This is a genomic window from Mariniblastus fucicola, from assembly GCF_008087665.1.
GTDB classification, from domain to species: domain Bacteria; phylum Planctomycetota; class Planctomycetia; order Pirellulales; family Pirellulaceae; genus Mariniblastus; species Mariniblastus fucicola.
This window is the reverse complement of sequence record NZ_CP042912.1, coordinates 6,192,775-6,206,056: the sequence shown is the minus strand read 5'-3', so window position 1 is coordinate 6,206,056 and position 13,282 is coordinate 6,192,775. Positions and strand designations below refer to the sequence as shown.

The 13,282-nt window shown below is 52.4% G+C and carries 10 protein-coding genes; 6 read left to right on the top strand and 4 right to left on the bottom strand.

The window, feature by feature from the left end; genetic code table 11:
- Nucleotides 1–51: 51 nt before the first annotated feature.
- On the bottom strand, nt 52–1,338 hold the full coding sequence (locus MFFC18_RS23245; protein WP_075082759.1) for a metal-dependent hydrolase family protein: 1,287 nt from the start codon (nt 1,336–1,338) through the stop codon (nt 52–54).
- 113 nt (nt 1,339–1,451) lie between these two features.
- Here MFFC18_RS23245 and MFFC18_RS23240 point away from each other — a divergent pair, with 113 nt between their 5' ends.
- On the top strand, nt 1,452–2,129 hold the full coding sequence (locus tag MFFC18_RS23240) for a methyltransferase domain-containing protein (protein ID WP_075082814.1): 678 nt from the start codon (nt 1,452–1,454) through the stop codon (nt 2,127–2,129).
- A 77-nt stretch (nt 2,130–2,206) separates the two neighbouring features.
- Here the strand turns inward: MFFC18_RS23240 and MFFC18_RS23235 are convergent, their stop codons facing one another.
- Together MFFC18_RS23235 and MFFC18_RS23230 are read right to left on the bottom strand one after the other, a co-directional pair.
- Nucleotides 2,207–2,962, bottom strand: a complete 756-nt coding sequence (locus MFFC18_RS23235) for a hypothetical protein (RefSeq protein ID WP_075082760.1) — start codon at nt 2,960–2,962, stop codon at nt 2,207–2,209.
- Between the two features lie 186 nt (nt 2,963–3,148).
- Nucleotides 3,149–4,654: a sulfatase gene (locus MFFC18_RS23230; protein ID WP_084416849.1), complete on the bottom strand. Its 1,506-nt coding sequence runs from the start codon at nt 4,652–4,654 to the stop codon at nt 3,149–3,151.
- A gap of 286 nt (nt 4,655–4,940) precedes the next feature.
- Here MFFC18_RS23230 and MFFC18_RS23225 point away from each other — a divergent pair, with 286 nt between their 5' ends.
- From MFFC18_RS23225 to uvrA, 4 genes are all read left to right on the top strand, one after another.
- Nucleotides 4,941–5,405 carry a helix-turn-helix domain-containing protein gene (locus MFFC18_RS23225; RefSeq protein WP_084416850.1) on the top strand — a complete coding sequence of 155 codons (465 nt, stop codon included), beginning with the start codon at nt 4,941–4,943 and terminating at the stop codon, nt 5,403–5,405.
- Between the two features lie 55 nt (nt 5,406–5,460).
- Nucleotides 5,461–6,426 carry a hypothetical protein gene (locus tag MFFC18_RS23220; protein ID WP_075082762.1) on the top strand — a complete coding sequence of 322 codons (966 nt, stop codon included), beginning with the start codon at nt 5,461–5,463 and terminating at the stop codon, nt 6,424–6,426.
- A 32-nt stretch (nt 6,427–6,458) separates the two neighbouring features.
- Entirely contained in the window at nt 6,459–6,959 is a 501-nt protein-coding gene (locus tag MFFC18_RS23215) for a DUF3592 domain-containing protein (RefSeq protein WP_148619077.1), read from the top strand.
- Between the two features lie 61 nt (nt 6,960–7,020).
- The gene (uvrA, locus tag MFFC18_RS23210; RefSeq protein ID WP_075082764.1) at nt 7,021–9,876 is read left to right on the top strand and encodes an excinuclease ABC subunit UvrA; all 2,856 of its coding nucleotides are present in this window, start codon (nt 7,021–7,023) and stop codon (nt 9,874–9,876) included.
- A gap of 58 nt (nt 9,877–9,934) precedes the next feature.
- On the opposite strand, the gene MFFC18_RS23205 is transcribed toward uvrA, so the two are convergent.
- Nucleotides 9,935–11,269, bottom strand: coding sequence for a PQQ-binding-like beta-propeller repeat protein (locus MFFC18_RS23205; RefSeq protein WP_238381182.1), 1,335 nt, complete (start codon nt 11,267–11,269; stop codon nt 9,935–9,937).
- 209 nt (nt 11,270–11,478) lie between these two features.
- On the opposite strand from MFFC18_RS23205, the gene MFFC18_RS23200 reads away from it, so the two are divergent.
- Nucleotides 11,479–13,212 (top strand): sulfatase family protein, encoded by a 1,734-nt coding sequence (locus tag MFFC18_RS23200; RefSeq protein WP_075082816.1) that lies wholly within the window; start codon nt 11,479–11,481, stop codon nt 13,210–13,212.
- The last annotated feature ends 70 nt before the right edge of the window (nt 13,213–13,282 follow it).

Sequence of the window (13,282 nt, the reverse complement as noted above, 5' to 3'; positions counted from 1 at the left end):
CAACGATACATTTCCAGTGTCGCTTCTCCGCATGCCAGGACAATCCAACGCCTATTCGTCTTTGAAAACCGTGCCTTCTTTCATCACAAAAGCAACGTTTTTCATCAGCGAGATGTTTTCAATTGGATCACCTTTGACAGCGACGATATCTGCGAGCTTGCCTTTCTCGATCGTTCCCAGACGGTCCTCGATACGGAGCAATTTTGACGCCTCCAGCGTCGCACTTTGAATGGCCTGCATCGGCGTCATGCCGCCGGCAACCATCAGTTCAAACTCGCGAGCGTTTTCTCCATGCGGCGAAACGCCCGAATCGGTACCGAACGCGATTCTCACACCGGACGCGTGTGCTTTGGCGAAGGTCTTCATGATCACTGGCCCAATCGCAGCGGCTTTCGGTCGCACGACGGCGGGGAAGTAATCGTCTTCTTTGGCTTTCATGGCGACCCAGTCACCGGCCATCAATGTCGGCACGTAGTAAGTCCCGCGTTCCTTCATTAACTCCATCACTTCGGGCGTCATGTAAGTCCCGTGTTCGATGGAATTGACACCTGCGAGGACGGCACGCTTCATGCCTTCGGTGCCGTGCGCGTGTACGGCGACGGTCATCTCATAGTCTTTCGCTATCTCGACAATCGCTTCAAGTTCGTCTTTGGTGAACTGAGGGTTCTGACCGTTAACTGCCAGACTCAACACGCCACCGGTTGCCGTTAGCTTGATCAAATCTGCACCGTCTTTGTACCGCTGACGAACTGCTTTGCGAGCATCGTCAACGCCGTTGACGACTCCATCGACTGGCGTGCCGTCGCGTTTGAAACTGCCCTTCATGCCGTTGGTCGGATCGGCGTGACCGCCAGTTGTTGCCAGCGATTTACCCGCTGTGAAAATTCGTGGACCGACAATCCAGCCGTTGTCGATGGCCTTGCGAAGCGAAACAGAATTGGTGCCGTTGTCACCCAGCTCGCGAACCGTTGTAAACCCGGCCAGCAAAGTTTTCTTTGCGTAGGTCGTTGAACGAAGTGCAAAGTCCGCATCGTTCATGAAGAATTTGTCAGAGTAAATCTTCTTGTGATGCTGCATCATCAGGTGCGTATGCATGTCCATCAGACCGGGCATGACGGTGTGGTCTTTGAGATCGATCACGGTCACCAAATCGTCGGTCGGATCGAGGTAGCCTTCTTCGACCGCCGCGATTTTTCCTTTGCCGATGACGATCGTCATCTCGTCGTGGACTTTGCCATCCTTGCCGTTGATCAGCTTGCCAGCATGGATCACGGTTTGCGCGGAGCCAACGGCTTGCAGAAACAGAAGTGCGACGACGACAAGAATGGTTCGAATCATGAGATTGGCTTTGCGGATCGAAAAGAATTTCTATTCTCCGAGTCTAACTCAGCCGAAGTTGGTCGCATAGAATTGCAGGTGTGATCCCCGGCCAATTTTTTGCGAAACCAATGATGGAACTCCTTTCCGACAGCGAACTTGAAGAATCAGACGTCGTCGCCAATTGCAATATGAATCGGGAACGAAACCTGCGAGGCAGCAACGGATATGAACGCGATCTGCGATTTGATCCGTTGGCATTTCTGCGTGACGTGGAGGCGCAGCATGACAATGCGAAATGGCTGGATCTATGCTGCGGAACCGGGAAAGCACTGATTGAAGCCGCTGCAGAGGTCGATAAAGAATCGCTGTCGATCGAGATCATCGGCGTCGATCTGGTGGGCATGTTTGACTCGAATGAGTCAGCCTCATTGACTCTGGTTGAAGCATCACTTTCGCTGTGGCAACCGCCGCCGCAGTGCAAGTTCGATCTGATCACTTGCGTGCACGGGCTGCACTACATCGGTGACAAGCTGCAACTGATCGAGCGATCTCTTGCGTGGTTGTCGCCAATCGGGACGTTTGCTGCGAACCTTGATCGCGACAACCTGAAACTGGAAAACGGCGATGACTCCGAGCTGATCGACGGTCTGCGGCATGCGGGATTCAGCTATTCGGCGTTGCAGAAACTGTTGCGTTCTGACGGCATTCGCAACGTTGATTTCGCCCTTGAGTATCTGGGCGCCGATCCAGAAGCTGGGCCCAACTACACGGGTCAGCCCGCTGTCAATTCCTGGTACCGCAAAATGTAACGGCGCATAAAAACGGCCGAGCATGAAAGCTCGACCGTTGATGTGCTGAAGATTAGCTGCGAAGCTTGATACGAGAATCAGTCCTGCTCGATGTAGCCTTCAAGCTCTGTGTAGGCAACTGCCAGAGAGAAGTTGACTTGATCCGAAACCGCAACGTCATCGGCAAACGCGTTGACGACCAGACGGTAGTTTCCGCTCTCAAGTTCAATTTCTTCGTCATCGAATTCGTAGCTGTCGTAGTAAACTCCGCCGTCTTCATCGCTCATGCTGACGACTTTACGATACACGTTCTGGTTGGTCGCGAGGTCGATGACTCGGACAACAACACGTGCTGTGCCCGAGCGATCACGAGCCTGATCGTAGCCGTAAAAGTTTGTGACGCCAACTTCGCCTTGCAGAACCAGGCGACCTGAGTCAGTCATTTCGAAATCAAAACGGAATCGGCTGTCCGCGTCAGAAACGGCGTCGCCCTGGACGTAGATCGAAGCCAAAGCATACCCGTAGTTCCAGAAAGTCTTCGACGCTGCATCGATGTCAGAGTCTTGCGAAGCGGCAGTCCAGATGTTGGCAGGGTTGCTGCTGTAGTTGTCAGGATTGTTGAATTCAAGATCGCTTCGCCACTGTCCGTAGCTGCGGTTTGTTTCGCTGTCAGAATCTTCTGCGTCGGGATCCGGAGTCTCCCATTCGTCCCACTGCTGCTGGGATCCAGTCTCCGAATAATAGACTGATGTCTTGCGAATAGGCTTGCTGAACGTCTGTGCTTCCGCCAGTGGTGCGGCCAGTACAGCAAACGACAAAGCCAACAGAATGTGGCAACGGTTGAGCAATTTCATAGCATGGTTTCCTTTGAAAATTCAGATCCGTGAAGGACAAGTTCGACGGCGCGAATCGTAAACATTCAATGTTAAGAATTCGGGAGCCGGCAAAGAATATCCTGCTGCGGAAAGAACGCACGGCGTGGAATCTTGTTCAGTCGATTCTGTGAAACTTCACCAAACGATGGAGTCAGTAAACCAGTATCACTTGCCATTTGCGATTTCAGGAATCGAGTCATCTTCTTCGATCGGCGTGCCTTCCCAGATTGCATCGCCGTTTTCGAAAGTCAAAATACGATGCTTGCTGCCCGGAGCTGGTTTCTGGTTCACGTTTGGCAGCCATCTACGATGTTGCTCGATCACTGCATCGTGCTTGCTGTCACCAATGAGATTGGTCCACTCGTTGGGGTCGGCTTGCATGTCGTAAAGCTCTTCGCTGCCGTCGGCGTACTGGATGTAGCGCCAGTTTTCGCTGCGGATTCCGTGATTGTCGTGGTTGTGAGTCGTAATGGCGGGACGCTCGCGGACTGTGTTTGGATCTTTCAACTGGGGCATCAAACTCAGCCCTTCCAAGGCTTCGTTTTTCGGTAAGCCACAAAGCTCCAGCAGAGTCGGGTACATGTCGAGCAATTCGGCAGGTTGCGTGCAAGTTTGACCTTGCAACATTCCCGGTCCAGCGAAAATTAGCGGGACTCGGGTACTGCGATCCCACAACGTGTTCTTTCCCGTGATCCGTTTTTCGCCCAAATGAAATCCGTGGTCTGACCAGAGCACGATGATTGTATTGTCGTCGTAGTCGTTTCGCTCAAGCGCATCGAGTACACGGCCAATCTGCGCGTCAATGAAAGTTGTGCTGGCCAAATAGGATCGAACAAGGTTTTTCCATTGGCTGGATTCAACCAGAAAGTCCTGTCTTGGCTCGGGTAGTTTCCAATGCAAGTACCACGAGAACCGAGGCGTATCGTTTCGATCACCAGCCAAAAACGGCGGAAGCTCAAGCGTCTCTTCCGGGTACATGTCGTACCATTTTTGGGTCACGTAGCAGGGGACATGCGGCAAGAAAAAACCGACCGACAGAAAAAACGGTTCTTTTGGTTTCGCGTCGAGTGTTTCGACTCCCCATGACGCAACTTCCCAGTCACCTTTGTCTTCGTCGCGATGCGGGAATGTTCCCCAGTCAACTAGCGGATGCGGCGAAGGTGTCTCGACCAGTTTCTTTTCGGGTTTGGCACCAACTTCGGCGGGCGGTCCAACGAAATCAAACTCGTTGTGCGTTTTCTGTCGTCCGTAGCCGCCGTGATAAATTTTGCCGGCCATGTAAGTCGTATAGCCGTTGTTCTTCAGGTATTGCGGCAATGTGACGACATCGCTGAATTCTTGCACCTGGCGAATCGTCGGCGCTAGTCCGTAGACTCCAGTGGTCGAAGGCCGCAAGCCAGTCATCAAGCTGGTTCGTGACGCATTGCAAAGCGGCGATTGACAGTGGGCGTTGAGGAAAAGTGTGCCTTGTGTCGCAAGTCCATCAATGTGAGGTGTCTTGATCTGTGGATGGCCGTCCATGCAGCCAATCCAATCGTTCTGGTCATCGATTGCAATGAACAGGATGTTTGGCTTTTCCTGGGCGAAACAATTGTCAGTTGGAGACGAGACCAAAACGATCATCGCCCAAACGGCGGTAAACAAATGTTGCACGATGCCTGCTGCCTTCATGGTCACTCGAACCTTTCCTGCACGTCTGCATTGTTTGGTCGCAGATGGTCGTGCGCGAACTCTTGCGTAAAAACGAAATATATACGGTCTTCCTGTTCCGGATTATAGTGAGCTTCCCGCTATCGTGTTTGAACTCCGGTATTCCGCAACGATACCAGGTGTTTGCTCCAATGGTTGACGACGACCTAAAATCGATTGCGGAAGCTAGTGTTCTGTCAGCACTAAAGATTGGGGTTGATCGGTAGATTGAAAATCGGGATTCTGTACGCAGCACAAGGAGGTTGCCATGCAGAAGAAGTATATCGTCCGATTGTCGGAAGCCGAACGTCAAGCGGCAGAGGAAATAGTCAAACGTCTCAAGGGCACGAGTCAGAAAGTTCGCCGAGCACAAATCCTTCTTCAGTCGGATGCTGATGGTCCGAACTGGACTGATGTTCAGATCGCCGAGGCGTATCGTTGTCGCCGGCAAACAGTTGAGAATGTTCGTCAGCGATTCGTGGAACGAGGTTTTGAAGAGTGCCTCAATCGCAAGAGACGTGATACACCACCGACTCCGAAGCTTCTCGATGGAAAGCAAGAAGCCAAAATCGTTGCGATGCGTCTGGGCTCACCACCCAAAGGCTACGCCAACTGGTCGTTGCGACTGTGCTGGTGGAGAAGCCAGTTTACGACCGAATTTGCGTTTGGTCCTGACGACGTTCTGTATTTCATTAACCTTCGAGGCTTGCAAGTTGGTCAATGGACGTTGTAGGTGTAATCAGGACCAATAGCGACTAAACTTCTTTGATCCCCCGGAGCGAAAGAAAATGTCACCCCTTCCTGTCTTTGATCCGTCCGAGTCCAGTCAACAACTTGGAAAAGCTCTCGCGTCATTTATCGAGCGACTCGAAGAAGATCGTAACATTCTGGCCGCGGTTCGTGTGGGCAGTTTCGACGAAGGACTGATGTGGTGGAAGGAGTCCATTGGGCTTTGGATTATCGAGGCCGACGGTGTTTCGCGACGACTCAAAAGCGATGGTGATGACGTTCGAACTCATCGGACGTTTGTGGAAAACGGCATCAACTTTCACGCAGAGATCATCCCGCGTTCACGCTTCAGGCACATGGTGGAAGGCTCCTCGCGTACGGCGTTCTCAGCCAGCTTTTTTGCAAAGCGTGATCTGGTCTATTGTGACGATCCTTCGATTGGAAAATGGTTTGATGCGGCCAACACTATCGCGACCAGAGATCAGGAAAAAGAACGCTTGATCGCGATGACCAGGATCATTCGCTCGGCACGATACACTCGTAAAAGAATTGAACGTAAAAACGATCTGGAGCTCGGTTTTGAGTCGCTGATGTGGGCCGTTCATAGCGTGGCCAGTGTGGAAGTCATCAACGATGGGGCGGTCTGGGAGCACGCTGCAATCTACAGGGCGATCGAACTTCAGCCCAAACTGTTCAAGCAAATCTACACCGATGTGATCTCGAAGAAACGAACCAAAAAGAGTCTGTTGTCGGCGCTTGAACAAGTCGACCACTATGTCGAAGACAACGCCCTGAAGCACCTGCGACCGATTCTGAAGTTTCTTGAAAAGGAGAATCGAACGGTTCCGCTGTCACACATCAGCGAACACTTTGCTCATTCACAAATTTATCCCGGCCACATCGAAACGGCATGTGAGTGGCTGGAACGCGCAGGCATTGTAGAAAAGTTGGCGATGCCGTTTCGTATAACCAAAAAAAGTCGGACTGACGTGGAAGAGCCGGCATACTTTTATGACCCGGACTAATTTTGAACGCGGACGAATTCAGGTTTTCAAAAATGAATAACCCGGCAACCAAACCGCGATTTGCGCTACTGGAATGGTTGGGCGTAGCAATTTTGCTGGGCTTGCTGATTGGGTTTTTGCTGTGGCCAGCCTTCGGGAATATTCGAGACAGCTTTCATGCTGCCGATTGGCAAACGACGCAAGGAAAAGTCATCGAATCGAGCAAGCGACGATATACCAACGAAAACCCGAGAACGAGATTGCAAGTCCGTTTCCGCTACGAGTATCAGGTTGATAACCAAGCCTACATCGGGTGGCGCTATTCGTTTGGATCGCCCGGCGGCAGCCAAAGCTCAGGTGTCAATCTTCTCGATGCGGAGCAATCCGTTAAAGTTCACTATGACCCAAATCATCCTTCGCGATCAGTGATCGATGTGGAGACAAGTCCATGGTGGAATTATGTTGTTCTCGGCGTGATTTTCAGCGCAATGTTCTTCGCCGGCTTGATGGCCTGGCTGGCCAGATCGAGAGATCAGGCATCGAAAATTTCATAGCGCGATGGCAATGACACGGCTGACCTTGCGTCAGCTTCTCCTCTAACATTCTTTTGAATCCATGCAGAAAAACATCGACGTGCAGAACGCGCGTGAGAACAATCTCAAGAACATCAGCGTCTCGTTGCCTCGCGATAAACTGATCGTCGTAACGGGTGTCAGCGGCAGCGGTAAATCGTCATTGGCGTTCGACACTGTCTATGCCGAAGGGCAGCGGCGGTTGCTGGCCTCGATGAGTTCCTACGCCAAGCGGTTCGTGGGCCAACTGAAGAAACCGGATGTCGATTTCGTAAATGGGCTTTCTCCTGTTGTTTCCATCGACCAAAAAACGATCGGCTCCAACCCACGGTCAACCGTCGGGACGATGACCGACGTCTCCGATTATCTACGGATGCTTTTTGCAACGGTAGGAACGCCGCATTGCCCATACTGCGAAAAGAAAGTTCCTGTTCGCACACCGCATCAGATGATGGAGCACATGTTGGCGTTGCCAGCAGGAACCGAAGTCGAAGTTCGGGCTCCGGTCTTCAAAATCTATGGCGAAGACTACGAGTACACGCTCGAACAGATTCGCGTCAACGGATATCGTCAGGCCCGTATCAACGGCAAGGAAACCGATCTTGGCGGCAACGTGGAGTTGGACGAGGAAAAGGAGTTTCGCATCGAAGCCATCGTTGATTCCTTCGTTATCGAAAAAGGCATCGACAAACAGGTCGTGACCTCGCTCGAACACGGGTTGAAGCTTGGCGATGGTCTGCTGGTTTTTGAAATCACCAGCCGAATGGCGAAAACGAAGAAGGACAAGTTTTACAAAGGCTTTGGCTGCACCAAAGACAAAGTCATCGCCGGCACGATGCACCATCGCAATTTTACGTTCAACGATCCCAGCGGCGCTTGCCCGACTTGCACGGGTCTTGGTACCGGAATGCGTGTTCACCCGCAACTTCTGGTTCCCGACCCGTCACGTTCGATCAATGAAGGCGCTTTCGTCAAGGAAGCCATGCAGCACAAAAAAGACACGTGGGGTGGGAGAATGCTATACAGCCTGTCGAAGGCTTTCAGGATCGACCTCGACAAACCTTACAACAAGCTTTCGAAGAAGGCGATTGACCTGTTGCTGTATGGATCGAAGGGGAAAAAGTTTGAAGTCCAGATTCCGCCCGGTGCCAAGCCTCACAAAAGCAAAGGGAAGCAAGTCAGCTTCCGTGGCGTGATCACTCAAATTGAGAACAACTACCGTTGGTATCGCAAACGCGGCGAAAGCAGCGCGGGCATTGATAACTATCTGAAAAAGATTATGGTCGAGCACCCTTGTCCTGAGTGCGAAGGTGCCAGGCTCAAGCGGGCGCGGCGACTGGTCTCGATCAATAAAATCAACCTGTTCGAAGCCGGCGAAATGCATCTGGTCGAACTGGTGAAGTTTCTCAAGTCGATCAAGGCGACGGCCAAACAAAAAGGTGTCTTCGATATCATCCTCCGCGAGGTTACGACGCGTTTGGACCTGTTGATCTCGATTGGGCTCGACTATCTGAACCTGAATCGCAAGAGCAGTACGCTCTCCGGCGGCGAAGCTCAGCGGATTCGACTCTCTTCGCAGATCGGTTCTGGCTTGATGGGTATGCTCTACGTCCTCGACGAACCGAGTATCGGCTTGCACCCAAAAGACAACGTCAAAATGATTGAAACGTTGCGTCGATTGCGTGACATCGGCAATACGGTGATCGTTGTCGAGCACGATGAAGATACGATTCGCGCTGCGGATCATATTGTTGAAATCGGACCTGGTCCCGGGATTCACGGTGGCGAAATTGTCGTCGACGGACCACTCAAATCGGTGATGGCTTGCAAAAATTCGGCAACCGGAAGATTTTTGTCGGGCAAGGACGGGATTCCGGTGCCGATGTATCGACGCATGCCAACGGAAAAGCAGTTAATCGTTCAGGGGGCCCGCGAGAACAATCTGAACAACCTCGATGTGGCCATTCCGCTAGGTCAGTTCGTTTGCGTGACCGGGGCGAGTGGATCCGGCAAGAGTTCACTGATCCACGAGATCGTTTACAAGAAACTTTACAACGTCCTGCATGACAGCCGAGTCCTTTCCGGCGATCACGATGACTTGATAGGGCATGAATTCGTCGATGACGTGATCCACATCGATCAATCACCAATCGGTCGTTCGCCGCGTTCCAATCCGGCGACGTACATTGGATTCTATGACAATATTCGCAAACTGTTCGCTGACACCGAGGAAGCCAAGGCAAGAAAGTACACGACGTCGCGGTTTAGCTTCAACGTCAAAGGCGGACGCTGCGAAGAGTGCAGCGGCGAAGGCACAATCGTGACCAAACTTTCCTTCATGCCGGATGTGGAAGTCACCTGTCCGACTTGCAAAGGCGATCGCTACAACGAAGATACGTTGCAGATCTACTACAACGACAAAAACATTTCTGATGTGCTCAACATGTCGATTGAAGAGGGAGTCGATTTCTTCGCCGACCAGGCGACGATCCTCCGCAAGCTGACGGTTATGTATGAACTGGGGTTGGGTTATCTCACGATCGGGCATCCATCGACAATTCTCTCTGGTGGCGAAGCCCAGCGTGTCAAACTCGCGTCAGAGCTCGGCAAACTGAAACGCGGCAAACACAACCTGTATATTCTCGATGAACCCACGACGGGACTACATTTTGCGGATATCGAACGCTTACTGTTGAGTCTGAATCGGCTGGTCGAAAACGGGCACACGGTGCTGGTGATCGAGCACAATCTTGACGTGATTAAAACCGCAGACTACGTCATCGATCTCGGTCCCGAAGGCGGTCACAAGGGCGGCAAGATTATGGCTTGTGGGACACCGGAGGACGTGGCGAAGTCGAAGACCAGCCACACGGGCCAGTTTTTGAAGTCGTGTCTATAGACAGGTGCTAAACCTCTGACGAACGGTTGACGCGGATGGGAGGTCGCGCGATTTCCAACTACTTCGACAGATCAACCGCAACGATTTCTTCGTCGTTGCGAATGTAAGCAGTTTTGTTCGCGTAGGCCGGATGCGACCAAACGAAGGAGCGACCAAACGTGGTACCTGTTGGCTCTAATACATGAAAACGGCCGTGAGGTGTGTACTTCTCGCGAGTCAGTTCCGAGATCAGCAAGTCGCCGACTTCGCTCATGATCAGATAGCGATTCGTGTCTCCCATTCGAGTCACAAACGCTGTCCCGTGGGCAAGCTTGCGATCTTCGGCGGGATTGGTCGCGTCAAACGTCTGCCACAATCGCGTCCCGTCTTTACCATCGGCCGCGATCAGACAGCCCATGTCCTGGTCGGCACCATAGAGCATGCCGTCAACAAACATTGGCGTCGCGTTGGCGCCGTAAATCGATTTTCGCGGTCGGCCGCGCCAAACTTCAGTCGCCGCTGGTTTGGTGGAGTCGAGCTTCAACATCACGGACTGGTTGCCCTTGCCGCAGACATACATGAAATCGCCGTCGAGCATCGGACGCACGATGGACATCTCGTACAGCGACTCAATCGGAACGCTCCAGTACTGCTTTCCGTCTGCAGGGTTGAGTGACGCAACGCTCGTTGGGTTAAAGGCAATCAATTGACGCGCGCCGCCTTTTTCAATAATGATTGGAGGGCAATAGCCCGCCGCACAATCGAGCGATTTCCACTTCACATCACCAGTCAATTTATCAAAGGCCACAATACCCTGACCTTTACCTCCAACCATTGTGTAGAGCAAATCACCATCGATCAGTGGATGCGAAGCAAAGCCCCACATGGGAACTTCGGCGCCAAAGTCGTTCTTGAGATTCTTCTTCCAAACCAGTGAACCGTCTTCTGTTTGAACGCACCGCAAGTCTCCTTCACTACCCAGGATGTAAACGCGATCACCATCAACGGTCGGTGTGCAGCGAGGGCCCGAAGGATAGGAGATGTTGTACGGACAGTCGTACTCGTGCGTCCAGAGTTGCTTGCCTGTCGCTTCGTCGAACGCGACCAGACGTTCACTGCCAGCGAGTTGAGCTCGGCTGCCGTAGTCGTTGACAACCTTTCCCTCAGTTGCCTCGTAGTCGAATACAAAAACCTTGCCATCGGCAACCGCCGGTCCGGCGTAGCCGCTTTTGATCGGCATTCGCCATTTTACTTTCAAGCCCGATTCAGGAATTGCATTGATGATGCCCGTCTCTCGATAGACGCCGTCGCGATTGGGCCCCATCCACTGACCCCAGTCATCGGCGTTGGCATTCGCAAGCGGCCAGAGCGTCAAGCAGAGCAGGGCGACTGTAATTCGATTCGAGGCAAGCATGGTAGTTCCTGGGTTCCAGTAAAAATGGGCTCGCAATTCTAGCGAGTTCTTTGTCGTTTTGGGGGCTTTGCTTCGTTTTAAGCTTCCGAGCCAGCGGACCCACGCGTCAGCTGTTGCCAGATACATTTCGTAAAGGCAGATTTTTGGCAATAGCGAGCGATCTGTGTCGTTGTTGGCAGGACTCCACGGATAATCGCGGCAATAATAGAATCAGTAACGCACTGATTCCGTTGAAAGCAAACATGTATCCAATCAAGACAGCCTTGGTCGCCTGGTTCTTACTTATTGGTCTTCACGTTCCGGTTGACGCGATGGCTGACGAACGCCCGAACATTTTGTACATCATGTCCGACGACCACGCCGCGCACGCGGTCTCAGCTTACGGAAGCCGATTGGCGAAAGTCGCACCGACGCCGAACATCGATCGACTGGCTCGCGAAGGCGCTCTGTTCACCAACGCGTTCTGCACGAACTCTATTTGCAGTCCGTCACGCGCCTGCGTGCTGACCGGCCAGTACAACCACATCAACGGCTCGTTTGATCTGTCGGGCAAAGTTGAGCCTGGCAAACAGATGTTGGCGATCCAGATGAAGAAAGCCGGCTACCAAACGGCGATGATTGGCAAGTGGCATCTGAAAGTCGAACCCGCTGATTTTGATCACTACTGCGTGCTGCCCGGCCAGGGAAAGTACCACGGTCCGACGTTCCGTGTGCGAGGCGAAAAACCCTGGGGCCAGAACACGATCTCGTTTCCCAACAAGCATTCGACTGACGCGATCACGGATCTGACACTGGATTGGCTGAAGTCACGTGACGATTCAAAGCCGTTCTTTCTGATGCACCACTACAAGGCGCCGCATGACTATTTTGACAACGCGCCGCGATACGAATCCTACCTGGCCGACATCGATATCCCGGAGCCCGCATCACTGTGGGATCAGGGTGAAAACTTTGGTTCGATGGCAACTCGCGGCGCCGGCGATGAATTACTAAAGCACATTGGCACGTCCGTCGGTGGCCGCAATCCGCGTCGCTCGTATCTCGGCGACTTGCCAAAGCTGTATCCGAACGAGTTTCCCAAAGATTTTGATCCGGCAAACTTCAGCGAAGAAGAAAACAAACGCCTGGCCTACAACGCCTACCTGAAAAAATTTCTTCGCTGTGTCAAAGGCATCGACGACAATCTTGGCCGCCTGTTCAAGCACCTCGAAGTCACCGGTCAGCTGGACAACACGATTATCATCTACACCGGCGACCAGGGATTTATGCTGGGTGAGCATGACTATCAGGACAAGCGATGGATGTACGAAGAATCACAGCGTATGCCGTTTCTGGTTCGCTATCCAAAGTCCGTTCCGGCAGGCCAGAAGATTGACTCGATCATCGAAAACGTGGACTACGGGCCGACCATGTTGGAGTTCGCCGATGCCGATATTCCGAACTCTGTTCAGGGGCGTTCTTTCAAGTCCATTCTGGAAACGGGCGCCGAACCTGATGACTGGAAACAGGAGGCCTACTATCGATACTGGATGCACATGGCTCATCATGACAATCCAGGCCACATGGGAATCCGCACGAAAACTCACAAGCTGATTTATTACTACGGCTGCAACTACGACGGCGGCTATCAAACGCCTCCGGGTTGGGAGCTTTATGATCTGGTCAACGACCCCAAAGAGATGAACAACATCGTCGACGATCCGCAAAATGCCGAACTGGTTCAAACGCTGAAAGATCGTTTGGCCAAGCTTCGTGACAACGTTGGCGACGACGGCAGTCACTATCCCGAATGCGAAAAAGTCGTGCAGGAGTTTTGGGACTACGACGACACCGATCGCGCGAAAGCCGAACAGATTTCGCACGACTATTATCAACGTCGGCAACGCGAGCTTGAGAAAGGTAAGCGCAACATCAAGACATGGCAGGGGAACGCAAACGACTGAACGCGACCAGTCGCAAGTTTCGAATTCGACACTTGGTATATTTTTGCCAGCCGCTCGCGCGATTTAAAGT